The following is a 23,991-nucleotide window of genomic DNA, read 5'->3' as shown; positions in this document are numbered from 1 at the left end:
GCGCCACGTTGAGGGTTTCACCACATCACCAGAACGTCGCGTCCTTGCACCACCAGGTTCACCTTGCGGCCCAAAGGCAGGCACAGCTTGGTCGGAACGTGGCCGAACGGTAGCCCGGTCAGGATGGGGGCCGACGTCAGTGTGCGCAGGTAGGCAATCACCGTCTTGAGGGTGTAGCCCCGATCAAGGGGAGTTTTTTTGTAGCCGTTGAAGGTCCCGAGCAAGATCGCCTTCTGTTGGTCGAGGATGCCCGCCTGATGCAGTTGCAACAAGGTGCGCTCAATGCGGTAGGGGTGCTCGTTGATGTCTTCGAGAAACAGCACGCCGTTCTTGATCTTGGGGAAATGCGGCGTCCCCAGCAGCGATTGCACCACCGTCAGGTTGCCACCCCACAGGCGTCCACGGGTCTCCAGACCATCGAAGCCGGCCTCCGTGCGAAAGCCCACGGCCTCTAGTTCACCGGTCATCGCCTCCACAAAGACTTCCTGGGTGACGTCATCGCCCCCCTCTGGACTGTCCGAGCGACCAAAGTCGTCGTTCGCCATCGGGCCAGCCCAGAAACCGGCAGTGACACCCTCTCCCACCGAATCGGGGCCCGCGGCCTTGTGAGCGAGCGCCGCGAGTTGCAGGGCCGTCACGTCGCTGTACCCGACCCAAGCAGTGCCCTGCTCCACGCTGCGAGCGATCAAAGGCCACTCGATCTGGTCCAGCAGGCGGGTCAGGCCATAGCCTCCTCGCGTGGCCAAGGCTACAGCAGGCGACGCTTCCGCCACACGATGGATCGCAGCCAGACGAGCGGCATCGTCCCCCGCAAAGCGCTGGTGCTTGCTCAAGGCCGATTCATCGATCGTGGGAGAGAACCCGAGCGCCGTCAGACGCTTGAGCGCCTTGCGCACGGGCGCAGCAGCCGGAACGATCCCGGCGGGACTGTAGATGATCAAGGAGGGGCAGATGTCAGTCATCCTGACATTCTCACCGACGAATCCGCCCAGCAAACAACACGCGAAGACAGATCGTGACGATGACAGAGCACCCCTCCGTCATCGCAGCATGGTTGACCGCCCCTCAGCGAGGCTGCGCCTGCCCCATCATGCGCACACGCCATAGCGCCAGGCACTCCCTGCATCCTGCAAACACAGCAATGCACAGCAACAAGAAGCGGAACAAGGAAGTGCGGGAAAGGAGCATGGCGTGGCGGATAGTGTCTCGCGTCAGCCTAGCCAGCACTTGTGACTTTTCCGTGACACACCGCGCTGTTCACTGTCGTCAGCCTGACATGAAACAGATTCAGCATGCGGCGACTCTCTCCACTCTCACGCCGCCAGCTTGCCCCACAACTCCCTGCCCGAACTGGACGAACTGCATCGCCTGATCGAGATGGGGGGCAGCCACGTAACCCCGCAATCGCTTTGCACCGTTCACGCAGGCGGACGCAGTTTTGATGTGGTGACGGTGACGCTCGGTCGAGACGCGCCCGACGTTCCGGCTGTGGCCTTCATCGGCGGCGTGCATGGACTAGAGCGCATCGGGACACAGGTGGTGCTGACCTATCTGGCCAGCTTGGTACAGCGCCTGAAGTGGGACAGCCTGCTGCACCACGAACTGACCCATTTGCGTATGGTGTTTGTGCCGCTGGTCAACCCTGGCGGACTTTGCCTTGGCACCCGCGCCAACCCACACGGCGTAGACCTGATGCGCAACGCCCCCATCGAGGCCAGGGAGGATGTGCCCTTTCTGGTGGGCGGACAACGGCTCAGCTCGGCCTTGCCCTGGTACCGGGGCCCGCTGGGTGCGCCGATGGAGCAAGAAGGCGCAGCACTGTGCGAGTTGATCACCAAGGAGCTGCTGCCCCGCCCCTTCAGCCTGGTGGTGGACTGTCATTCCGGCTTTGGCACCGAGGATCGCATCTGGTTTCCGTTCGCTCACACACAAGAGCCGATCGCGCACCTCGCCGAAGTCCATGCTCTGCGACGGATTTTCGACCAGACGCAGGCTCATCACCCCTATGTTTTGGAACCTCAGAGCCTTCAGTATCTAACCCACGGCGATCTGTGGGACCACCTGTATCTGCGATCCCGAGCACTGCAGCCAGATGGCATCTTTCTGCCCCTGACGCTGGAAATGGGCTCCTGGATGTGGGTGAAAAAAAACCCTCGTCAGCTGTTCAGCCGCCATGGCATCTTCAACCCGCTGATCACCCATCGGCAGGCGCGGGTCCTGCGGCGCCACCTGAGCATGCTGGACTTCATGGCGCGCGCCACCGCCAGTTACCTGCGCTGGATGCCCCTGGGAGATGACCGAGATCTGCACCATCGGCAAGCACTGGCCCGCTGGTATCCGGAGCAGCCACGCCCCCGACACCGAAAAACACCACGATGAACACCTGGATTCTGCTGCGCGGACTGACGCGCGAACAGGCCCACTGGGGGCCCTTCCCTGCGCTGCTGCGCGAAGCCCTACCCCAAGACACAGTGATCCTGACACCAGACCTGCCCGGCAACGGCACGCTGTGGCAATCGCGCAGCCCGTGCTCTGTACAGGGCATGGTCGAGCATTGCAGACAGGCATTGCGGCACGCCGGTCACGCACCACCGTATGACCTGCTGGCCATGTCACTGGGCGCCATGGTGACGGTGGACTGGGCGACGCGGTACCCAGATGAACTGGCATCAGCCGTGCTCGTCAACACCAGCTTGCGGCCGTTCAGCCCCTTTTGGCAACGCCTGCGCCCGCTTCAATACAGCCGCATCCTGCGCCTGCTGAGCTTTCGGCCCACCGACCGAGAGTGGGAACAATCCATTCTGGAAATGACCACCCGTCACCCCGCAGATCCGCAAGCCACCGTTGCGAGTTGGGTGGATGCGCGCCGCTCACACCGGGTCAGTGTGGGCAATGCCTGGCGCCAGCTCTTGGCAGCGGTGCGCTACCGAGCGCCCAGCTACGCGCCCAAAGTGCCGATGTTGCTGCTCAACGGCCAGGGCGACCAGTTGGTTCACCCCGACTGCTCACAGGCCTTGGCCCAGGCGTGGCAGCTGCCATTGATCACACATCCCACGGCGGGGCATGATCTGCCGCTGGATGCGGGGCCGTGGGTGGTGTCGCAGGTGCAGGCATGGCTGGCGCATCGCCACCGATGACCTGCTCACCGCCCAGCGCCTCCACCAGATCCGGGATCAGCTGAATCAGCTCGCCTGTGGCAATGGCTGCGTCGGCATCGAAGGTTTCACCCTTGTCCACGGACACCGCGCCCTCGAAAACCACATCCAGAAACGCCACTTTCTTGAGCGCCATGGATTCGGTCAGGATGAACGACACGCGATCACGCCAGGTCAGGGCCACACGCGTGGGCACCTTGCCGCTGACGATGTGCTGCTTGACCTCGTCCGTGTCGAGGTTGTGGCGTGCATAGCGCACCACCGACTTCATCTCGTCCGTGGACTTGAGCTCGCACTCGCGGTCAATCGTGAAGTTGTAAGGCGGCTCGCCGGTGCCAAGCCAATGCGTCATCGCCGCTGTGGGCGACATGGCCGTCTGAATCAGGCTCATCGACAAACCGTTGAAGGTCTGGGCGAGCAGGGTCACAACCTCGTCGGCCTTGGACTGGCTGCCCGTATCCAGCATCAACAGACGCTCCTGCGGGGCGATCCACACCCGGGTGGTCGATTGCTTGGTGAAGGCCATGGGCAGCAACTCGTGCAGAGCCTGCTCCTTCAGCTCTTTGACCTGCTTTTTGCCTGGCTTGCGACCGGTCTGCTCCTCGATCTGGGCGGCGATCTCTTCCGTGCGCTTTTTGATCACGGAGCCGGGCACCACCCGCTGCTCGGTCATCAGCTTGAGAAGGATCTGACCGTCCACCACTTCGACCAGGGGCGCATGCGCTTCGCCACGAGGCTCGACCCACCCCATGGACTTCTGTTGCGAGGCTCCGCACTCCACGAAACGGCCCTTGTCCAACTCTACCGCGATTTCGGCTGCGGTCGCAGTCCAGTCGGGGCCCATTCGATACACCGTCAGATTCTTGAACATGGTGGTCCTGTCAGCTCGTTCACACAAAAGAAAAAACCCCAAGTGACGAATCACTTGGGGTTCAATCTTGGCGGAGACGAAGGGATTCGAACCCTTGATGCAGGTTTTGCCCACATACTCCCTTAGCAGGGGAGCACCTTCGGCCTCTCGGTCACGTCTCCAGCAACAGCAAGCATTCTAGCCCAGAAATTCGAGCGTTCAGCCTGTTGTGCTCAAAACAACAATCAGGCCTTGGTGTCGTCCAGGCCGAAAGCCTTGTGCAGGGCACGCACCGCCAACTCCAGGTACTTCTCGTCGATCACGACCGAGGTCTTGATCTCGCTGGTGGTGATCATCTGGATGTTGATGCCTTCGTCAGACAGGGTCTTGAACATCGTGCTGGCGATGCCAACATGGCTGCGCATGCCGATGCCGACGATGCTGACCTTGGCAATCTTGGCGTCCCCCACCACATCACGCGCGCCCAGCGCAGGCAACACATTGGCCTTCAACAACTCGACAGTGCGAGCGTAGTCGCCACGGGGCACGGTGAAGGAGAAGTCTGTCTTGCCATCGTGCGACACGTTCTGGATGATCACGTCGACTTCGATGTTGGCCTCGGCCACCTTGCCCAGAATCTGGTAGGCAATGCCGGGAGTGTCGGGCACGCCGACCACGGTGATCTTGGCTTCGTCGCGGGTGAACGCGATGCCCGAAACAACGGCTTGTTCCATTTTTTCGTCTTCCTCAAAACTGATGAGCGTGCCCGACTTGGCTTCTTCAGCCAGATCAATGTCCCAGGGGGTGAAGCTGGACAGCACACGCAGGGGCACACGGTATTTGCCGGCGAACTCCACCGAACGGATCTGCAGCACCTTGGAGCCCAGCGAGGCCATCTCCAGCATCTCTTCAAAGCTGATGCTGTTGAGGCGACGCGCTTCCGGCACCACGCGCGGGTCGGTGGTGTAAACACCGTCCACGTCGGTGTAGATCAGGCATTCGTCCGCCTTCATCGCAGCGGCAATGGCCACGGCCGACGTGTCGGAACCGCCACGCCCCAGCGTGGTGATGTTGCCGTTGGGATCCACGCCCTGGAAGCCGGTGATCACGACCACCTTGCCGGCGTTCAGATCAGCGCGCACGCGGGCATCGTCGATGCTCTCAATGCGGGCCTTGGTGAACGACGAGTCGGTTTTGACCGGCACCTGCCAGCCTGCATAGCTCACCGACTGCAGACCTTCAGCCTGCAATGCGATGGCCAACAGGCCCACAGAAACCTGCTCGCCGGTCGAGGCGATCATGTCGAGCTCGCGCGAGCTCGGGCTGTCGGAAAGCTCCTTGGCCAAGCCCAGCAGGCGATTGGTCTCGCCGCTCATGGCCGATGGGACCACCACGATTTGATGCCCGGCCCGAACCCACTTGGCCACGCGCTTGGCCACGTTGCGAATGCGCTCCGTGGAGCCCATCGACGTGCCGCCGTATTTGTGAACAATCAGTGCCATGTCAGATGTTGTTGGAAACGATCGCGTGTCAAACACACATGTCTATCACCCAGCTCACGCGATCAAACTCTCGATTTTACCCGGACCCCACGCTCATGGGGGCAACGCCCCTAGAAACAGTCCAGATTCAATCTGGCATCCCGTCCGGCAGCCACTCGATGGACCACTGCGGCACGCCCACCACCGCCTGGGCACGGGCGTCCGTGCCCAGGCCAGGCACATAAAGGAGTTGCTCGCCTGCAAACACCAACGGACCGTTTCGTAGCCAGGATGGCACACCCAAGGCCTGGAACTGCTTCTTCAACGATCGAGCTGGGCGCCCTGCCCCCAGCTGAAACTGCTCTCCGCCAGTTCGCGGCCTCAATAGCAGCTCACTCAGCAAGGGCACCGGCACCCCACCCGACACCACTTCACGCACGCGCAAGTGCCCCTGCCACACCGCAACAGGCCAATCGCCCACGGCGCACACCGACAGGCGAACATCCGGGCGCTCAGGGGCATCGGCTTCGCACGCCGAAACGCGGCCCCACCGCAACACTCCGCGATAGAGCGACAAATTCAGAGCCGACCACCGCGCCCCGCCTTGCGCGGCCACCATCGATGGAACCTCTTCGGCCAGGCGCTCAACCCATGTGGCCGACATGCCCTGCCCGGAGACCTGGCGATACCAATGACGCAGGGTTTCGCGTCGCGAGGCGGCGGGTTGCGCAGCCCACAGCCTGGCGTCCAACGCCGCGGGCGAACGCGCGACCGTACCGTCCTGAGATGCCTCAACGGCCGACGTGAGTAACGGGGGCAGCGCCTGCGCACGCCACGCGGCCATCACCGGCAAAGCGTCTGACAGTCGTCGCGCCGACGCCGCCAGATTGACCTCGGCATCGGGAAAAGCGCTCACCAGCGCGGGCCAGACCGACAGCCTCAGCCGATTGCGCGCATACATGGGGTCCGCATTGCTGTCGTCCTCGACATACCGCAGCGCGTGTGTTGCCACGTAAGCCTCAATGGCCGACCTGGGGTGATCCAGCCAGGGCCGCACCCACCGCACACCATCACGGGTCACATCCCGCGGGATGCCGGCCAGTCCGGCCACGCCACCGCCGCGCAAGGCTTGCAGCAACAGCGTCTCGGCCTGGTCCTGGCGGTGGTGCGCCAACAGCAGCAAGTCTGCACGCGCCTCACGGGTCATGTCATGCAACGCCGCATGGCGTGCCGCACGGGCCACGGCCTCCACACTCTCCCCGGCACCCAGGTTCAAGCTGACGCGCCGAGACAGCAAACGAACCGGCAGGCCTTGCGCCGCCCATTCCTCGCACACCGCTTCGGCGTGCCGCAGCCAGTCATCAGCCTGGGCGCTCAGCCCATGATGCACATGCAAGGCCACCACGCACGCGCCCGCCACGTCGCGCGCCACCATGGCGGTGGCGTGCAACAAGGCGGTGGAGTCACGGCCGCCACTGTAGGCAACCGCAACACGGACAGGCTCGCTACCTGCCCTCATCCCGCCCTCACCCGAGGATCAGGATTCCTTGGTGTCGTTGTAGCGACCATAGCTTTGCAGACGGTCGTAACGTGTCTGCAGCAGATCCTTGATCTTCATGTCGCCGACATGACGCATCGCGTCGTTCAGTCCACGCTTGAGGTTGGCGCAAGCCTGCTTGTAATCGCGGTGCGCGCCCCCCACGGGTTCGCTGACGATCTTGTCGATCAGGCCCAGGGCCTTCAGACGATGGGCGGTGATGCCCAAGGCCTCGGCCGCATCAGAAGCCTTGTCCGAGGTCTTCCACAGAATGGAGGCACAACCTTCGGGCGAGATGACCGAGTACACCGAGTACTGCATCATCAACACCTGGTCGGCCACGCTGATCGCCAGCGCGCCACCCGAGCCACCCTCACCGATGATGGTGGTGATGATGGGCACTTCCAAGCGCGCCATCTCGAAGATGTTGCGGCCGATGGCTTCCGACTGGTTTCGCTCTTCAGCGCCAATACCGGGATACGCGCCCGGCGTGTCCACAAAGGTGAACACGGGCAGGCCGAACTTCTCGGCCGTCTGCATCAGACGCAGTGCTTTGCGATAGCCCTCCGGGCGCGACATGCCGAAGTTGCGCATGGTGCGCTCCTTCGTGTCACGGCCCTTCTGGTGGCCCAGCACCATGCAGGGCTGGCCGTTGAAGCGTGCCAGGCCGCCCACGATGGACAGATCGTCGGCATAGTGACGGTCGCCGTGCATTTCCTGGAAGTCCGTGAACAACTCGTTCACGTAGTCCATGGTGTACGGGCGCTGCGGATGACGGGAGATCTGCGTGACCTGCCAGGGAGACAGGGTCGAGTAAATGTCCTTGGTCAGCAGCAGGCTCTTTTTGCTCAGACGGTCGATCTCTTCCGAGATGTCAACAGCCGACTCACTTTGCACATACCGCAGCTCTTCGATTTTGGATTCCAGTTCGGCGATGGGTTGCTCGAACTCCAGAAAGTGTCGTTTGCTCATGGCAAATTTCCTTCTTCACGCCGCTTGGCGTCAATACTCTACGGGCAGCGGGTCAAGGCTGCGCCACAGATACCAGGTCCCCACCGTTCGGTAAGGTGCCCAGGCTTCGGCCACATCGCGCGCTTCGGCACGCGACACCGGCTCACCACTGAAATAGCTCATGCTGATCCCTTTGATCAGCCCCGCATCATCGAGGGGCAGCACATTGGGCCGCATGAGATGGAAAATCAGAAACATTTCGGCCGTCCAGCGACCGATCCCACGAATGGCCACCAGCTCATCAATGATGGCCTCGTCGCCCATCTGCTGCCAGTCGTCCACATGCAGGCGATTCTCGTCAAAGTGCAGTGCCAGGTCACGCAAATAATCGACCTTGCGCGCTGAGAGCCCCACCTGACGCAAACCATCCGGGTCTTGGCGCAGCACGTCGGCCACCGGAATAGGGCCACGGAAGCCCACGTCATCATGACCCAGCAAGGCCAACAGACGATTCCAGACCGACTGTGCGGCCTTCACCGAAATCTGCTGCCCCACAATCGAGCGCGCCAGCGTGGTGAAAGCATCGCCTCGACTGAACAGCCGCGCATGGCCGTGTTCAGCCACCAGCTTGCGCATGACACGGTCGCGTTTGGCCAGATGCTTGCATGCCTCGTCCCAATACGATGGCGTGATCAGCGCATCGGCGGCCGTATTGGCTGCGGGCACAGCCACTTTGGATGCAGCGCTCACCATCAGGCCTTCACCCAGGTCGTGCCTTGCGGGCCGTCCTTCAACTCGACGCCCTGTGCAGCCAGATCCGCACGGATGCGATCCGCTTGTGCGAAATCGCGCGCCTTTTTGGCCTCGGCACGCGCCACGATCAGGGCCTCAATGGCCGCGGCATCCAGCCCACCGACCGCCGCACCACCTTGCAAATAGGCCTTGGGTTGCTGCTGCAACAAACCCAGACAGGCCGCGAGGCCCTTGAGCAGACGCGCCGCCTCGGCAGAACGCGTGCGGTTGACCTCGGTAGCCAGATCAAACAACACCGACACAGCGATCGGGGTGTTGAAGTCTTCGTCCATGGCGGCCTTGAACCGCGCGGCCTGGGGGTGAGACCAGTCCACAGTCGCGACATCCGCCGCGTCCAAACCGGCCGCATCCAGGGCGGTATACAAGCGACGCAGGCCGGTGCGCGCGTCATCCAGGCCCGCATCGCTGAAGTTGAACGGGCTGCGGTAGTGCACCCGCAGCATGAAGAAGCGGACGGTTTCGCCGTCATAGTCCTTCAGCACGTCACGGATGGTGAAGAAGTTGCCCAGCGACTTGGACATCTTCTCGTTGTCGACGTTCAGGAAGCCGTTGTGCAACCAGTAGTTGACGAACGGCTTGCCGGACGCCCCTTCGCTTTGTGCGATTTCATTTTCGTGATGCGGGAACTGCAGATCCAAGCCACCGCCGTGGATGTCGAAATGCTCACCCAGCAACGCACAGCTCATGGCCGAGCACTCAATGTGCCAGCCAGGACGCCCTGCACCAAACGGCGACGCGTACTTGGCGTCCTCCGGCTCGTCCGACTTGGCGGCTTTCCACAAGACGAAATCCAGTGGATCCAACTTGCCATCGTCCACTGCCACCCGCTCGCCGGCGCGCAACTGGTCAAGCGACTTGCCCGACAGCTTGCCGTAGCCGTCAAACTTGCGCACGGCATAGTTCACATCGCCGTTGGCCGCCCGGTAGGCCAGGCCCTTGCCTTCCAGTTTGCCGATCAGGTCCAGCATCTGGCCAACGTACTCGGTGGCACGCGGCTCGTGCGTCGGCGGCTCAATGCCCAGGGCCGCAATGTCTTCGTGCATCGCACCGGTCATCTCATCGGTCAGCGCACGGATCGTGATGCCCCGCTCCACCGCCCGACGGATGATCTTGTCATCGATGTCGGTGATATTGCGCACATAGGTCACCTGATAGCCCGACACCTTCAGCCAGCGCTGCACCACATCGAACGACATCATCATGCGGGCGTGTCCGACATGGCAGAAGTCGTAAATGGTCATGCCGCAGACGTACATGCGAACCTGCCCGGGCGTCAGGGGCACAAAAGACTCGATCTGACGCGACAGGCTGTTAAAAAGACGCAAACTCATGGGAAAGATGGGATCGGGGTGCGGCGACTTGGCGCCAGAACCGCTCGGATACAATCCGGTGAGTATAGCGGGAGGACCTGTGTTCAGGGGGGAACCCTCCGGGGGCCGCTCGCGCGGGCTGTTATTCTTGCGCTTCCGATGCGAGCGATCTGATGGATATGACACGATCCGTCTGCCGCCGGCACCCCGCGCACAGCGCGCTTCACGATCACACACTGATTTGCCCATGTCCCTCATGCAATCTGCTGCGTCCCGATTCGGGTTGCGTCTGACGTCCCTCGCGGCTCAATGCCTGACTGTCGCCGCCTTGTCGATGGTCACCTTGAGTGCCCGCGCAGATGACATCGCCGATGTCCAGAAGTTGCTCGCCGCAGGCAAGAACACCGAAGCCCTCCAGAAGGCGGATCAATACCTCAACGGCAAGCCTCGCGACCCGATGATGCGTTTCCTGCGGGGCATCAGCCTGTCGCAGGCTGGTCGCTCAGCCGAAGCGGTGACGGTCTTTACCAAGCTGACCGAAGATTACCCGGAGCTGCCCGAGCCTTTCAACAACCTCGCCGTGCTCTACGCGCAGCAAGGTCAGTATGACAAGGCCCGCAACGCCCTGGAAATGGCCATCCGCACCAACCCCAGCTACGCAACGGCCTACGAGAACCTGGGCGACGTCTACGCCAAGTTGGCGAGCCAAGCCTATTCGAAGGCCCTCCAGATCGACACTCGCTCGGCAGTGGCACCCAAGCTCGCTATGGTGCGCGACCTGTTCCCCAAGGAGCGCAACAGCATCGTGGCTGCAGCAGGTGGCAGCGCCACCCCGCCCGCCCCGGTGGTCGCGCGCCCGGCCACGGTGACGCCTCCCGCGCCTGTGGTCGCACCGCCCCCGGCACCGGTGGCCGCGCCACCCAAGCCAGCGCCCGCTCCCGTGGTGGTGGCCAAGGCCGAGCCCAAGGTGGAACACAAAGCTGAGCCCAAAGCCGAGCCCAAGGCTGACAGCAAAGCGGCTGAGCGTGACGTCGCTTCGGCGATTGAACGCTGGGCCGCCGCCTGGAGCCGCAAGGACATGAATGGCTATTACGCCGCCTACACCCGCGACTTCGATGGCGGCAAGGGCTCGCGCAAGGCCTGGGAAGCCGAGCGCCGTGACCGCATTGTCAGCAAGCGCAGCATCAGCGTGGATGTCTCCAACATCGATGTCGACATCAAGGGTGACAAGGCGTCTGTGCGCTACCGCCAAGCTTATCGTGCGGACAGCCTGAACATCAACAGCACCAAGCGCCTGGAGATGGTTCGCTCGGGCGGCAAGTGGCTGATTGTGAAGGAAAGCGCCGGTTCGTGATGAAGTACGTGTCCCGCCGAACATCTGTTTCGGCCTTGCTGCTGAGTTTGGCCCTGGGCCTGCACGGCAGCGCAAGCGCTCGTGAGAACGAACCCTCACGAGCCAGAAAAGCACCTGCGCCAACCTCGAAGGCAACGCCTCAGGTCAAACCCAGCCCGCCCTCCGCCCCGCGTGCCCTGCCCCGTCAATCGGCCAGTGCCGAAGCGCGCCTGCTGGAAATCTACCGACTGGTCGGCAGCGCTCAGGCCGATGCGGCGTTGACCAAGGCGGAGTCGCTGGTGCGCGATGTACCCAACTTCCACTTGGCGCAGTTGGTGTACGGTGATCTGCTGCTGGCGCGCACCCACGCCTTGCCTACCATGGGCAACGCACCAGCCACCCTGGCAGGCAAGGCCCAGGAGCGCCTCACCCAGCTGCGCGTCGAAGCCAACCGGCGCCTGACCGCCTTGCGTGAGCGCCCCCCTGAAGGCTCGCTACCGGCACAGTTCATCTCTTTGCCGAGCACAACCCGACATGCCATCGCCGTCGATGCCAGCCGTTCACGTCTGTATCTTTTTCAGAACGGCCCCGACGGCCTGCGGCTGATCGCTGACCACTACGCCTCTATCGGCAAACTGGGTCCCGAAAAGAGCTTCGAAGGCGATCAACGCACCCCGCTGGGCGTGTACTACATCACCAGCCGACTCAACCCCAGCCAGTTGACCGACTTCTACGGTGCCGGCGCCTTGCCCTTGAACTACCCCAACGAGTATGACCGTCGGCTCGGCCGCACCGGCAACGGCATCTGGCTGCACGGGGTACCGAGCGACAGCTATGCCCGCAGCCCAGAAAGCACCGACGGCTGTGTGGCACTGGCCAACCCCGAGTTGCAGAGCATCCTCGACCAGGTTCAACCTCGCACCACCCCCGTCGTGATCGCCCGCTCTCTGCAGTGGGTCACACCGACCAAGGTCGAGCCCCAGCGGCGCAGTCTGCAGAACATGATCGAAGGCTGGCGCGTGGCCCGCGCCAGTGGGGACATTGGCCGCGTCATGTCCTTTTACTCGCCCCAGTTCTCCAGTGGCAACAAGGATTTCACGCGCTGGCGCCAGTCCGTCGAACGCGATGTCGGCGAATTGCGTGGCAAGGCCATCGAACTCAAGGACCTGGCCATCCTGGGTTGGCAGGACAAGGGCGACATCTTGGTTGTGACCTTTGGTGAAATCGCTGAAGGTCAACGAACCGGGTCCGTGAAACGTCAATACTGGGGCAAAGAGGGTGGCCTCTGGAAAATCTTCTATGAAGGAGTGATCGGATGATTCGCAATGTGATCCTGGCCAGCGTCATCGGCCTCAGCGCCTTGGCAGCGCAGGCCCAGACCGTCAAGCTCAGCACCAACCAGGGTGACATCGTCATTCAACTGGATGCCGCCAAAGCCCCCAAGACCGTGGCGAACTTCCTGGCCTACGTGAAGTCCGGCCACTACAGCGGCACGATCTTTCATCGGGTGATAGACGGGTTCATGATTCAAGGCGGCGGCATGACCGCCGACATGCGCGAAAAGCCCACGAACCCACCGATCCCGCTGGAGAGCGGCAATGGCCTGAGCAATGTGCGCGGCACCGTTGCCATGGCACGCACCGGTGTGCCTGACTCGGCCACCGCACAATTCTTCATCAATGTGAAGGACAATGCGTTCCTGAACGCCACGGGGCCCGCCTCGCGTGATGGCTATGCCGTCTTCGGCAAGGTGACCCAAGGCATGGATGTGGTCGACAAGATTCGCAAGGTCAACACCACGCGCATGGGCCCGCACGGCGACGTGCCCACCACCCCCATCATCATCAAACAAGTCTCCATCGAGAAATAAGCATGACCAAGACCGTTGAACTGCAAACCACCGCCGGCACCATCCGCCTGGAACTGGACGACGCCAAGGCCCCGATCACCGTGGCCAACTTTCTCGAGTACGTGAAGGCCGGCCACTACGATGGCACGATCTTCCACCGCGTCATCAAGGGCTTCATGGTCCAGGGTGGCGGTTTCGAGCCCGGCATGAAGCAAAAGCCAACCAAGGGTGAGATCCAGAACGAGGCCAACAATGGCCTGAAGAATGACAAGTACACCATTGCCATGGCCCGTACCAGCGCGCCGCACTCGGCGAGCGCACAGTTCTTCATCAACGGCACCGACAACGATTTCCTGAACTTCAAGTCGGAATCGGCTCAGGGCTGGGGCTATGCCGTGTTCGGCAAAGTGGTCGCTGGCAGCGAAGTGGTCGATGCGATCGAAAAGGTCAAGACCGGCCGCAAGGGCTTCCATGACGACGTCCCGCTCGACGACGTGGTGATCACCAAGGCCATCGAAGTCTGATTTCATGGGGAAGCCCCCCTTCCCCACGCCGGACATCCTCAATGCACCGCCCTCGTGGCGGTGCATTGATTTCATATCCGACCTGCACCTGCACGAGGATCTGCCGCAGACCACGGCGGCCTTGGCGGCCTACCTGCGCGACACGCCGGCCGATGCCGTCATGATCCTGGGCGACCTGTTCGAAGCCTGGGTAGGTGACGACATGCGTCAGCAAACCTACGAGCAGCTGTGCGTCCGCATGCTGCGTGAGGTCGGTCGTCGGTGTTACCTGGGCATCATGTTGGGCAACCGCGACTTCCTGCTGGGCGCCGAGATGCTGGCCGACTGTGGCGCGCACCCCTTGCATGACCCAACTGTGCTCAGCGCCTGGGGACAGCGGGCTCTGCTGATGCATGGCGACGAACTGTGCCTGGCCGACACAGCCTATCTGCGCTTTCGTGCTCAGGTGCGACAAACCGCATGGCAGTCCGCCTTCCTGTCAGCGCCGCTGAATGCACGCCTCGACCAGGCTCGCCAGATGCGCGCAGCCAGTCAGGCCCACCAGCAAACACAGACGCAGTCAGCATGGGCCGATGTGGACGAAAGCACGGCGGGCGAGTGGATGCAAGCGGCCAACGCCACCATCCTCATCCACGGCCACACCCATCGACCTCAGAGCGAGCCATTTGGCGGATCAGGCGGGATGCGTCACGTCCTGAGCGACTGGGATCTGGACCACAGTCACCCCCGCGCAGAAGTGCTACGCTGGCAGGCCAGCGGATTCGAGCGCATCGCGCTGGCCTGAAACGGACGACGCACACGCACAAAGGGCCAGCATTGCTGGCCCTTTGTCATGGGTGACGCGCAACCGGTTTCGGTCATCACGCACGCCGCTCGCGCGGATCAGGCCGCTGTGGCGGGCTCTGGCTTGGCCTTGTCGCTCTTCTTGCCTGACGACTGAATGTCCAGCTTGATTTCAGGCTCGGCATCGGCCTTCTCGACCACGTCCACGGTGAGACGGCCCCCATCCACCAGCTTGCCGAAGAGCAACTCATCGGCCAGTGCACGGCGGATCGTGTCCTGAATGAGGCGCTGCATCGGGCGGGCCCCCATGAGCGGGTCGAAGCCGCGCTTGGCCAGGTGACGGCGCAAGGCATCGGTGAAGGTGACCTCGACCTTCTTTTCGACCAACTGGCTCTCGAGTTGCAACAGGAACTTGTCGACCACCCGCAGAATGATGTCCTCATCCAGCGGCTTGAAGCCCACGATGGCGTCCAGACGGTTGCGGAACTCCGGCGTGAAGGCCCGCTTGATGTCGGCCATTTCGTCACCCGACTCGCGCTGCGTGGTGAACCCGATGGTCGACTTCTGCAGGGTTTCTGCACCCGCGTTGGTCGTCATGATGATCAGGACGTTGCGGAAATCTGCCTTGCGTCCGTTGTTGTCGGTCAGCGTGCCGTGGTCCATCACCTGCAGCAGGATGTTGAACACATCCGGGTGTGCCTTCTCGATTTCATCGAGCAAAAGCACCGCATGGGGCTTCTTGGACACCGCCTCGGTCAGCAGACCGCCTTGGTCGAAGCCAACATAACCCGGAGGCGCGCCAATCAAGCGACTGACCGCGTGACGCTCCATGTACTCCGACATGTCGAAGCGGATCAACTCGATGCCCAGGATGTAGGCCAACTGCTTGGCCACCTCGGTCTTGCCGACCCCGGTGGGCCCGCTGAACAGGAAGGAGCCGATCGGCTTGTCTGGCTTGCCCAAGCCGGAGCGGGCCATCTTGATGGCCGAAGCCAGCGCGTCAATGGCCACATCCTGACCGAACACCACGCTCTTGAGGTCACGGTCCAGCGTCTTCAGCTTGGAGCGATCGTCACTCGACACACTGGTCGAAGGCACGCGGGCAATCTTGGCCACAATGTCTTCCACCTCGGCACGCGTGATGGTCTTTTTCTGCTTGCTCTTGGGCAGGATGCGCTGGGCTGCGCCGGCCTCGTCGATCACGTCAATGGCCTTGTCTGGCAAATGACGGTCGTTGATGAACTTGGCCGACAATTCGGCTGCCGCCTGCAAGGCGTTCAGGGAGTACTTGACGCTGTGGTGCTCTTCGAAGCGCGACTTCAAGCCCTTGAGGATCTCGATGGTCTGCTCAACCGAGGGTTCAGCCACTTCCACTTTCTGGAAACGACGCGACAAGGCCGCATCCTTCTCGAAGATGCCGCGGTACTCGGTGAAGGTGGTGGCGCCAATGCACTTCAGCTGGCCGGAGCTCAAGGCGGGCTTGAGCAGATTGCTGGCATCGAGCGTGCCGCCCGAAGCCGCACCGGCACCGATCAGGGTGTGGATCTCATCAATGAAGAGAACAGCCCCTGGCTGCTCCTTCAGCTGCTTGATCACCGCCTTCAGGCGCTGTTCGAAATCACCGCGGTACTTGGTACCGGCCAGCAAGGCGCCCATGTCGAGCGCAAAAACCTCTGCGTCGGCCAGCACATCGGGCACGTCCTTCTGGGTGATGCGCCAAGCCAGGCCTTCCGCAATCGCGGTCTTGCCCACACCGGCCTCGCCCACCAGCAGCGGATTGTTCTTGCGGCGACGGCACAGCACCTGGATGACCCGCTCCACCTCGGCGTCACGCCCGATGAGCGGGTCGATCTTGCCGTCGCGAGCTTGCTGGTTCAGGTTCTGGGTGTACTGCTCCAGCGGAGAGGCCTTGCTTTCGGCTTCTTCGCGCTCAGCCTCACCCGCGCCCGAACCGGGCTCAGGATTTGAACGAGACGACTCAGGCGGATCGGTCTTGCGGATGCCGTGCGCGATGAAGTTGACCACGTCGAGACGGGTCACGCCCTGCTGGTGCAGGTAGTACACGGCATGCGAGTCCTTCTCACCGAAGATGGCCACGAGCACGTTGGCGCCCATGACTTCCTTCTTGCCATTGCCAGAAGACTGCACGTGCATGATGGCGCGCTGAATCACCCGCTGGAAACCCAGCGTGGGTTGCGTATCCACCTCATCGGTGCCGCCCACGGTAGGCGTGTTGTCGCGGACGAACTGATCCAGACTTTTGCGCAGTTCATCTGTGTTCGCGGCACAAGCTTTCAACACCTCGGAAGCTGAAGGGTTGTCGATCAAGGCCAGGAGCAAATGCTCGACCGTGATGAACTCATGGCGTTGCTGACGGGCCTCGACGAAGGCCATGTGCAGACTGACTTCCAACTCTTGCGCAATCATGCGGTCTCCATAATGCACTGCAAGGGATGCCCGGATTCACGGGCGGCGGCAAGAACGAGTTCGACCTTTGTGGCCGCGATGTCCTTGGTGTAGACACCGCACACACCACGACCCTCGTGATGGATTTTTAGCATGATTTGAGTAGCCGATTCGATGTCGTGGCGAAAATGGATCTGCAATACGTAAACAACGAACTCCATCGGTGTGAAATCGTCATTGAGCATCACCACCTGGTAGAGCTTCGGGGGCTCGACCCGTTGCGCCTGCTTCTCGACAACGACCGCGCCCTCCCCCTCTCCGCCCGGTGCGGGAGGTTGCGTGGCGGCACGCTGGTGTAAAGAAATGGTCATGGATTGATTCTACGGGAGCACCAGATCCCTGCTTGGTCATGTTGGGTTCACCCTTGTGGATTCAAGGTGGGCCGTGTCCGATATACCGAGGGAATGCGAGCATGCTCTCGTCACATTTGGTGTCTTGACAGTGCCGCGCCATCGCCCAAGAATGTGAACAAATTAACAGGAGGGCTTGATCATGGCCACAGGGATTGTCAAATGGTTCAACGACGCCAAAGGGTTTGGTTTCATCGAACCGGATCAGGGCGGCGGCGATGTCTTCGCGCACTTCTCCGCTGTTCAGATGGACGGTTTTCGCACGCTGAAGCAGGGTTCGCGCGTGCAATACGAACTGGTGGCGGGGCCCAAGGGCATGCTCGCCCACAACATCCAGCAAATCGATGGCGCGGGACCCGACACGACGCCCGGAGGACTGGACGACCTCCATTTCCGGGATCACCCCAGCACGGTACACAGCCTGCCCCATTGACCGCATCGGTGTCTGTCATCCACCGCTGCTGCAGAGCCCGCCTTTGGCGGGCTTTTTCATTTGTGGCGTCGAATTGCGCTACCCTTTTCAACATTCCAGCATGACAAGGTCCTGAGGCACGCAGATGTTCTATGTCTACAGCCCCATTGGTCAGGTGTTCTCTGGCACCTTGGAGCAACTTCGCAAAACGCAGTCCCTCACGCCGGCAGCCAAAGTGCGCGCGTCCACCGCCGTGGCCACCGGCCTCGACGAAGACAGCCCGGGCTACGGCAGCGCGGGCACGCCTCCCGGCGCACACCACGCACTGCAAGCCTATGCACCACCGGCCCGCCAACCCTTGGCTGTGGTCGGGGATGTCATGCGACGCCCTTCTCATGTGATCCGTGCTGACGCCAGCGTTCGCCAGGCCTGGCAAGTCTTGAAAGACCACGGCATCGGGCAGGCCCCCGTCGTCGACGCGCAAAGCGCCCTGGTGGGACTGGTCACCCGCGCCGACTTGCTACCACCACAGTGGCTGGCACCGACCGTGGACGACGCCGCCACGTGGCAAACCATGATGAGTCAACCCGTCAGCCAGGTCATGTGGTCCCCGGTTCCCAGCGCCCATGTCGACACCGATCTGCGACGAGTGGCTTCGCTGCTGCTGGAAACCGGCCTGCCGGGTCTGCCTGTGACCGAGAACGCGGGCCAAGTGATTGGCTTCGTCTCGCGCTCGGACCTGCTGCGCGCCCTGGCCACCGATCCACCCTTGGATCTCTGGAGTTGAGGGCGCCTGTCGCCCACCCTCATGCAAAAAGCCCCTGACACGCGCGCGCGCATCAGGGGCTCGTGTCGGACAGATCGGCTGCGTGTACACGCAGCCGCGTCGATCACATGTGCTCGATCATGACCTCACCGAAGCCGGAGCACGACACCTGGGTGGCGCCGTCCAGCAGGCGCGCGAAGTCATAGGTGACCCGCTTGCTGAGGATGGACTTCTCCATGGAGGAGATGATCAGGTCAGCCGCTTCCAGCCAACCCATGTGACGCAGCATCATCTCGGCCGACAGAATTTCTGAGCCCGGGTTCACGTAGTCCTTGCCCGCGTACTTCGGTGCCGTGCCGTGGGTGGCCTCGAACATGGCCACCGAGTCGGAGAGGTTGGCGCCCGGCGCAATGCCGATGCCACCGACCTGCGCGGCCAGCGCGTCCGACACGTAGTCGCCGTTGAGGTTCAGTGTGGCGATCACGCTGTACTCGGCCGGACGCAGCAGGATCTGCTGCAAGAAGGCGTCGGCGATGGCGTCCTTGACCAGGATGTCCTTGCCGGTACGGGGGTTCTTGAACTTGCACCACGGGCCGCCATCGATCAGTTCGGCACCGAACTCCTTTTGCGCCAGGGCGTAGCCCCAATCACGGAAGCCACCCTCGGTGTACTTCATGATGTTGCCCTTGTGGACAATGGTCACGCTGGGCTTGTCGTTGTCGATGGCGTACTGCAGCGCCTTGCGCACCAGGCGCTCGGTGCCCTCACGCGAGACGGGTTTGATGCCGATGCCCGAGGTGTCAGGGAAGCGGATCTTCTTGACGCCGAACTCGTCCTGCAGGAACTTGATCAGCTTCTTGGCCTTGTCGCTTTCAGCTTCAAACTCAATGCCAGCGTAGATGTCTTCCGAGTTTTCACGGAAGATCACCATGTCGGTCTTCTGGGGCTCTTTCACCGGCGAAGGCACGCCCTTGAAGTAACGCACCGGGCGCAAGCAAACATACAGGTCGAGTTCCTGGCGCAGGGCAACGTTCAGCGAACGGATGCCGCCACCCACGGGCGTGGTGAGCGGGCCTTTGATGGACACGACGTAGTCCTTGAGGACCTGCAGGGTCTCTTCAGGCAGCCACACATCGGGACCGTACACGCGGCAGGACTTCTCGCCCGCGTAGATCTCCATCCAGTGGATCTTGCGGGCGCCGTTGTAAGCCTTCGCCACGGCCGCATCCACCACCTTGATCATCACAGGCGTGATGTCGAAACCGGTGCCATCCCCCTCGATGTAGGGAATGATGGGGTTGTTGGGAACATTCAGGGAGAAGTCCGGGTTCACCGTGATCTTCTGCCCGCCTTCGGGCACCTTGATGTGCTGATACATGATGTAGGTCTCCGCGTTTGGCGTTATCCGTGATTCCGGTGCCATGGATGTCGGCAACGGTCGATTTTGATTCTACTGCGCGCCCCCGTGCATCACATCAGGCGATAACACCAGGGTCATGCACACCATGCCTGCCATTGCGCCACCAGTTGGTGAGACACCGCCCAGGCAGCGATCAGGGCCAGGCTCAGGCCAGCAAGGCGAACGGCCCAGCGAGGGTCAATCAAGGTGGCCGGGGCCGGGGTGGCGCCCTGCCCCTTGGGCACTAAATGCGGGTCGGCCTCGTCTTGGGACTTGAACCACAGGATGGGCACCACCGCCACCGTGGCACCGGCCGTCTCGGGCGGACGCTGTGTGCGACGGCCCAGCCATTTCAGCAGCGCGGGGGCAGCCCAGACGCCGAAGGCACTGGGCACGGCAAAGGCCAGCATCACTGCGGCCCCACCCCAGGGCTCGGAGGCCAGCGCCGCCACCATCAGGGCGGCATACAGCAAGCCGCAAGGCATGACGCCCCAGGCCAAACCTGCAATCAAAGGCAATACGGGGCGAGAGGCTCGCAACCAACCTGGGGCGCCATCGCCCATCACTTTTTGACGCGCACGGTGGTAGGCCTGCTGCCCCCAGGCATTGACCTGGCGAGGCATGTGCCCCGTCCACAGCAACCACAGCCCGAGCAACACGGCTGCGAGCTGCAGCATCACCCAGATCGGCTGCAACATGCTGATCTGCTGGCCCCAGCGGGAGATCAGGCCCGCGCCCGTAGAGGCAACCAGCCCTAGGAGCATGTAGGCCAGGCAGCGCCCCACGAGCGCCAGCCCGGGCACGCCTCGTGGCAAGGCCGCCGCGCACGGCGCACCGCACATGGCGGCACAGTGCGCGATGCCTCCCAGGCCCATGAGAAAGGCGGTCAACATCAATCCGGTCAGCATGTCGGCTCCCGGTGCGCGCGTACAGACTCAGATGATGCGCGAGAAGCGCTCCAAGGTCTTGTCGGCCTGGATATAGCGGTCGAACACCATGGCCACTGCCCGCACAAAGTACCACCCCAGGGGCGTAACGCGCACACCGTCAGACTCCATTTGCACCAACCCCGACTCGACGAGTGGCTCCAGCAGGCGCAGTTCAGCCTCGAAGTATTGCCTGAAATTGATCAGGTAGGCGAGCTCGATGGATTCATAGTCGACACGCCCCTGGCACATCACGGCCATGATCACGGCACGGCGCACCAGGTCGTCGCGCGAAAGGGTCAGGCCGCGAACGATGGGTAATTCACCGCGACGCAGAGCGTCGTAATACTCGTCGAGCGTCTTGGCATTCTGGCAATAGTGGGCCCCGACCTTGCCAATGGCCGACACGCCCAGCGCGATCAGATCGCTGTCTGGATGGGTGCTGTAGCCCTGGAAGTTGCGATGTAGGCGACCTTGGCGCTTCGCCACGGCCAGACTGTCATGGTGCAAGGCGAAGTGGTCCATGCCGATGTAGTCATAACCTGCCTGACCAAAGGCCTCAATGGCGGTCGAGAGCATGCCGATCTTGTCTTCGGCCTTGGGCAGATCGGGAGCATGGATGCGCCGTTGGGGCTTGAACCGCTGAGGCAGGTGGGCGTAGGCGTACAAGGCAATGCGGTCGGGCTTCAGGGAGCTGACCTGTTGCATGGTGCGCTGAAAGCTCTCTGGGGTCTGCTTGGGCAGGCCATAGATCAGGTCCATGTTGATGGACATGAAGCCTTCCGCCCGTGCGGCTTGCATGAGTTCGGCCACTTGCTCGAACGGCTGAACGCGGTGGACGGCCTGCTGCACGTCGGGATCGAAATCCTGCACCCCAAAGCTCAGGCGGTTGAAACCCATCGCCGCCAGACGCTTGAGGCGGCCCGCGTCAATGGTGCGGGGGTCGATTTCGATGGCGTACTCGCCACCTTCCACAAAGCGAAAAGCCGTGCGCAGGGTGGCCATAAGCCCCCCCAGTTCGTCGTCATTCAGGAACGTGGGCGTGCCGCCGCCAAAATGCAATTGCGACAAGGGCTGCGGGGCTCCCAGCTGAGCGCTGACCAAATCGATTTCGGTTCGCAGGGCTTCCAGGTACTCCGTCGCCCGCTCGTGATGCTTGGTGATGACCTTGTTGCAGGCGCAGTAATAGCAAACCGACTCGCAAAAGGGAATGTGCACGTACACTGACAAAGGCGTCGCCGCACCGCCAATGACGCCGCCGCCTTCTGCGCGTTGCTGCAGTGCCTGGCGATAGTTAGCAGGCCCGTAAGCCTCCACAAACCGATCGGCCGTCGGGTAGGAGGTGTACCGCGGCCCGTTGACGTCCAAGCGCGACAGCATGTCGCGTGACACAACGGGCGTGTAGGGCAGTACGGAAATCAGGACAGGTTCACTCATGTGAGCCACTGTGCCAAACTCGCGGGCATCAGGGTTGATCTAACTCAATTTCTCAGCCGTCATTGCGGCAACAATCGGGCAGGCTTTGAGGTTACTCATGTTGAACAGTATTTTTCCGATCACCGACGTCAGCGGCACCAGCGCTTCCTCGAACCAGCCTCAAGGCCATCAGGGCGAGCAATCGGAGGCCACCACCTCCTGCGGCGGGGTCAAGTTGGACGCCTTCAAGGTGGCGTGCTCCAGCTGCAATCTGCGCGAGTTGTGTCTGCCCGTTGGCCTGACCCAACCTCAACTGAGCCACCTCGATTCGCTGGTGGCCACACGCCGCACGGTCAAGCGCGGAGATGCCCTCTTTCACACTGGCGATGCCTTCCGCTCGGTGTACGCCGTGCGCACTGGTTTTTTCAAGACGCGTGTGTCATCGGAAGACGGCCGCGATCAGGTGACCGGCTTCCAGATGGCCGGTGAACTGCTGGGGCTGGACGGCATCAGCACCGACCGGCACGCCTGCGACGCCATCGCCCTTGAAGACTCGCAGGTGTGCGTGATTCCTTACGGGCAACTGGAAGAGTTGTCGCGCGAGTTCTCCGACCTGCAGCACCAGTTTCACAAGATCATGAGTCGCGAAATTGTGCGCGACCATGGGGTGATGCTGTTGCTGGGGAGCATGCGCGCAGAAGAGCGCCTGGCGGCGTTCCTGCTCAACCTGACTCAGCGTCTTCATGCGCGCGGCTTTTCGGCCTCGGCCCTGGTGCTGCGCATGACGCGTGAAGAGATCGGCAGCTACCTGGGCTTGAAGCTCGAGACGGTCAGCCGTACGTTCTCCAAGTTCCAGGACGAAGGCCTGCTGGAGGTCAAGCAGCGCGACATCCGCATTACCAATGAAGCCGGTTTGCGCGCCTTGGTAAACAGCGTCAAAGGTTGAGGCCAGAGTGGCCCCAATGAAAAGCCCGCTGCGAGCGGGCTTTTTGCTGCACGCTTCAAACGTGCTGAGCGGTGCCGTGGCGTGAACGGCGCCGGCGGGAAGGCAGCGATTCAACGTGGGGCGGCTCGCCGCCCTGGTTAGACGCTGCCATCCACTGCGCGGCGGCGGCAGCCACTGCAATCAGCGCCCAGAAGACGAAAAAAGCCAAGCTGTAGACCGTGACAGATTCTGGGCGCCAGGCACCGAAACTCAGCGTGGACGGATCCAGCACACTGAAGACCAGCATTTCCAGAACACCGGCCACCACAAAGGACGGCCAGAGAACCTGACCTGCACGGAGCGCGTTACGTGTCATGCCCTTCTCCTTGATGAATGGGAGACAAGACACATGTTGCGCTCGCCTGCCCCATCCATCAGCAGAAGAAACCCTAGGCTGACAGCCAGAGGGGTTCAGCGCTCGGCAGGCGCGGTCGGTGTGGCGTCCTCGTTGGCATGATTGCGAGCCTTGGAAGCCGGGGCCTCCTTCTGTGTCGGGGTCGCGGAGGTGTCCAACACCGGATCGATGTTTTTCACCGCCACGCCGACCGTGAACAGCGAGGCAACCACGACCGCCGCAGGCCCGCCAATGACCATCCAGACGATGGGCAGGCGATACCAAGGCGGATTGTCCACGGGTGTCGAGGGGGTTTGTGTCGTGAGAGGCTGTGTCATGTCATTTCCAAAG

General features: G+C 62.3%; 24 protein-coding genes and 1 tRNA gene. 10 read left to right on the top strand and 15 right to left on the bottom strand.

Annotation, left to right across the window (positions count from 1 at the left end):
• Window positions 1-17 precede the first annotated feature (17 nt).
• Complete coding sequence (locus tag AC3WW4_RS09135) at window positions 18-962, bottom strand: LD-carboxypeptidase (RefSeq protein ID WP_488828107.1); 945 nt, start codon at window positions 960-962, stop codon at window positions 18-20.
• 364 nt (window positions 963-1,326) lie between these two features.
• On the opposite strand from AC3WW4_RS09135, the gene AC3WW4_RS09130 reads away from it, so the two are divergent.
• Window positions 1,327-2,379: a M14 family zinc carboxypeptidase gene (locus AC3WW4_RS09130; protein ID WP_488828106.1), complete on the top strand. Its 1,053-nt coding sequence runs from the start codon at window positions 1,327-1,329 to the stop codon at window positions 2,377-2,379.
• On the top strand, window positions 2,376-3,137 hold the full coding sequence (locus tag AC3WW4_RS09125; protein ID WP_488828105.1) for an alpha/beta fold hydrolase: 762 nt from the start codon (window positions 2,376-2,378) through the stop codon (window positions 3,135-3,137). Before AC3WW4_RS09130 ends, AC3WW4_RS09125 begins: the two co-directional genes overlap by 4 nt.
• On the opposite strand, the gene AC3WW4_RS09120 is transcribed toward AC3WW4_RS09125, so the two are convergent.
• The 7 genes from AC3WW4_RS09120 to cysS form a co-directional block, all read right to left on the bottom strand.
• On the bottom strand, window positions 3,043-4,026 hold the full coding sequence (locus tag AC3WW4_RS09120; RefSeq protein ID WP_488828104.1) for a recombination-associated protein RdgC: 984 nt from the start codon (window positions 4,024-4,026) through the stop codon (window positions 3,043-3,045). The genes AC3WW4_RS09125 and AC3WW4_RS09120 overlap by 95 nt on opposite strands.
• Before the next feature lie 68 nt (window positions 4,027-4,094).
• Window positions 4,095-4,187: transfer RNA gene (locus tag AC3WW4_RS09115), tRNA-Ser, on the bottom strand.
• Window positions 4,188-4,250: 63 nt separating this feature from the next.
• The gene (locus AC3WW4_RS09110; protein ID WP_488828103.1) at window positions 4,251-5,507 is read right to left on the bottom strand and encodes an aspartate kinase; all 1,257 of its coding nucleotides are present in this window, start codon (window positions 5,505-5,507) and stop codon (window positions 4,251-4,253) included.
• 127 nt (window positions 5,508-5,634) lie between these two features.
• Entirely contained in the window at window positions 5,635-7,005 is a 1,371-nt protein-coding gene (gene tilS, locus AC3WW4_RS09105; protein WP_488828102.1) for a tRNA lysidine(34) synthetase TilS, read from the bottom strand.
• A gap of 18 nt (window positions 7,006-7,023) precedes the next feature.
• Window positions 7,024-7,995 carry an acetyl-CoA carboxylase carboxyltransferase subunit alpha gene (locus tag AC3WW4_RS09100; RefSeq protein WP_488828100.1) on the bottom strand — a complete coding sequence of 324 codons (972 nt, stop codon included), beginning with the start codon at window positions 7,993-7,995 and terminating at the stop codon, window positions 7,024-7,026.
• 30 nt (window positions 7,996-8,025) lie between these two features.
• Window positions 8,026-8,727 (bottom strand): DNA-3-methyladenine glycosylase family protein, encoded by a 702-nt coding sequence (locus AC3WW4_RS09095; protein WP_488828099.1) that lies wholly within the window; start codon window positions 8,725-8,727, stop codon window positions 8,026-8,028.
• On the bottom strand, window positions 8,727-10,118 hold the full coding sequence (cysS, locus tag AC3WW4_RS09090) for a cysteine--tRNA ligase (protein ID WP_488828097.1): 1,392 nt from the start codon (window positions 10,116-10,118) through the stop codon (window positions 8,727-8,729). Before cysS ends, AC3WW4_RS09095 begins: the two co-directional genes overlap by 1 nt.
• Window positions 10,119-10,344: 226 nt before the next feature.
• Here cysS and AC3WW4_RS09085 point away from each other — a divergent pair, with 226 nt between their 5' ends.
• Genes AC3WW4_RS09085 through AC3WW4_RS09065 form a run of 5 tightly spaced genes read left to right on the top strand, consistent with a single transcriptional unit; the run spans window position 10,345 to window position 14,587 of the window.
• Window positions 10,345-11,451 carry a nuclear transport factor 2 family protein gene (locus AC3WW4_RS09085; protein WP_488828096.1) on the top strand — a complete coding sequence of 369 codons (1,107 nt, stop codon included), beginning with the start codon at window positions 10,345-10,347 and terminating at the stop codon, window positions 11,449-11,451.
• On the top strand, window positions 11,451-12,749 hold the full coding sequence (locus tag AC3WW4_RS09080) for a L,D-transpeptidase family protein (RefSeq protein WP_488828095.1): 1,299 nt from the start codon (window positions 11,451-11,453) through the stop codon (window positions 12,747-12,749). Before AC3WW4_RS09085 ends, AC3WW4_RS09080 begins: the two co-directional genes overlap by 1 nt.
• Complete coding sequence (locus AC3WW4_RS09075; RefSeq protein WP_488828094.1) at window positions 12,746-13,300, top strand: peptidylprolyl isomerase; 555 nt, start codon at window positions 12,746-12,748, stop codon at window positions 13,298-13,300. The genes AC3WW4_RS09080 and AC3WW4_RS09075 overlap by 4 nt, the downstream gene beginning before the upstream one ends.
• 2 nt (window positions 13,301-13,302) lie before the next feature.
• Window positions 13,303-13,803: a peptidylprolyl isomerase gene (locus tag AC3WW4_RS09070; RefSeq protein WP_488828093.1), complete on the top strand. Its 501-nt coding sequence runs from the start codon at window positions 13,303-13,305 to the stop codon at window positions 13,801-13,803.
• A gap of 4 nt (window positions 13,804-13,807) precedes the next feature.
• Window positions 13,808-14,587 (top strand): UDP-2,3-diacylglucosamine diphosphatase, encoded by a 780-nt coding sequence (locus tag AC3WW4_RS09065; RefSeq protein WP_488828091.1) that lies wholly within the window; start codon window positions 13,808-13,810, stop codon window positions 14,585-14,587.
• Window positions 14,588-14,685: 98 nt separating this feature from the next.
• Here the strand turns inward: AC3WW4_RS09065 and clpA are convergent, their stop codons facing one another.
• Together clpA and clpS are read right to left on the bottom strand one after the other, a co-directional pair.
• Window positions 14,686-17,013: an ATP-dependent Clp protease ATP-binding subunit ClpA gene (gene clpA / locus AC3WW4_RS09060; RefSeq protein WP_488828089.1), complete on the bottom strand. Its 2,328-nt coding sequence runs from the start codon at window positions 17,011-17,013 to the stop codon at window positions 14,686-14,688.
• The gene (gene clpS, locus AC3WW4_RS09055) at window positions 17,010-17,363 is read right to left on the bottom strand and encodes an ATP-dependent Clp protease adapter ClpS (RefSeq protein ID WP_488828087.1); all 354 of its coding nucleotides are present in this window, start codon (window positions 17,361-17,363) and stop codon (window positions 17,010-17,012) included. Before clpS ends, clpA begins: the two co-directional genes overlap by 4 nt.
• Window positions 17,364-17,544: 181 nt before the next feature.
• On the opposite strand from clpS, the gene AC3WW4_RS09050 reads away from it, so the two are divergent.
• Together AC3WW4_RS09050 and AC3WW4_RS09045 are read left to right on the top strand one after the other, a co-directional pair.
• On the top strand, window positions 17,545-17,835 hold the full coding sequence (locus AC3WW4_RS09050) for a cold-shock protein (RefSeq protein WP_488828086.1): 291 nt from the start codon (window positions 17,545-17,547) through the stop codon (window positions 17,833-17,835).
• A 124-nt stretch (window positions 17,836-17,959) separates the two neighbouring features.
• Window positions 17,960-18,601, top strand: coding sequence for a CBS domain-containing protein (locus AC3WW4_RS09045; RefSeq protein WP_488828084.1), 642 nt, complete (start codon window positions 17,960-17,962; stop codon window positions 18,599-18,601).
• 103 nt (window positions 18,602-18,704) lie between these two features.
• On the opposite strand, the gene icd is transcribed toward AC3WW4_RS09045, so the two are convergent.
• The 3 genes from icd to hemN all read right to left on the bottom strand — a co-directional run bounded on the left by icd (window position 18,705) and on the right by hemN (window position 22,342).
• Entirely contained in the window at window positions 18,705-19,958 is a 1,254-nt protein-coding gene (icd, locus tag AC3WW4_RS09040; RefSeq protein ID WP_488828082.1) for an NADP-dependent isocitrate dehydrogenase, read from the bottom strand.
• Window positions 19,959-20,074: 116 nt separating this feature from the next.
• Entirely contained in the window at window positions 20,075-20,887 is an 813-nt protein-coding gene (locus AC3WW4_RS09035; protein ID WP_488828080.1) for a sulfite exporter TauE/SafE family protein, read from the bottom strand.
• Window positions 20,888-20,914: 27 nt separating this feature from the next.
• Window positions 20,915-22,342 (bottom strand): oxygen-independent coproporphyrinogen III oxidase, encoded by a 1,428-nt coding sequence (gene hemN / locus AC3WW4_RS09030; RefSeq protein ID WP_488828078.1) that lies wholly within the window; start codon window positions 22,340-22,342, stop codon window positions 20,915-20,917.
• 97 nt (window positions 22,343-22,439) lie between these two features.
• Here hemN and fnr point away from each other — a divergent pair, with 97 nt between their 5' ends.
• Window positions 22,440-23,267, top strand: coding sequence for a fumarate/nitrate reduction transcriptional regulator Fnr (fnr, locus tag AC3WW4_RS09025; RefSeq protein WP_488828077.1), 828 nt, complete (start codon window positions 22,440-22,442; stop codon window positions 23,265-23,267).
• Window positions 23,268-23,322: 55 nt separating this feature from the next.
• Here the strand turns inward: fnr and AC3WW4_RS09020 are convergent, their stop codons facing one another.
• Window positions 23,323-23,622: a hypothetical protein gene (locus tag AC3WW4_RS09020; protein WP_488828075.1), complete on the bottom strand. Its 300-nt coding sequence runs from the start codon at window positions 23,620-23,622 to the stop codon at window positions 23,323-23,325.
• 95 nt (window positions 23,623-23,717) lie between these two features.
• A complete protein-coding gene (locus AC3WW4_RS09015) occupies window positions 23,718-23,978 on the bottom strand; it encodes a nitrogen fixation protein FixH (protein WP_488828073.1) in 261 nt (86 codons plus the stop codon).
• Between the last annotated feature and the right edge of the window lie 13 nt (window positions 23,979-23,991).

The organism is Aquabacterium sp. TM01, from assembly GCF_057808345.1.
This window is presented reverse-complemented; position numbering and strand designations above follow the sequence as displayed.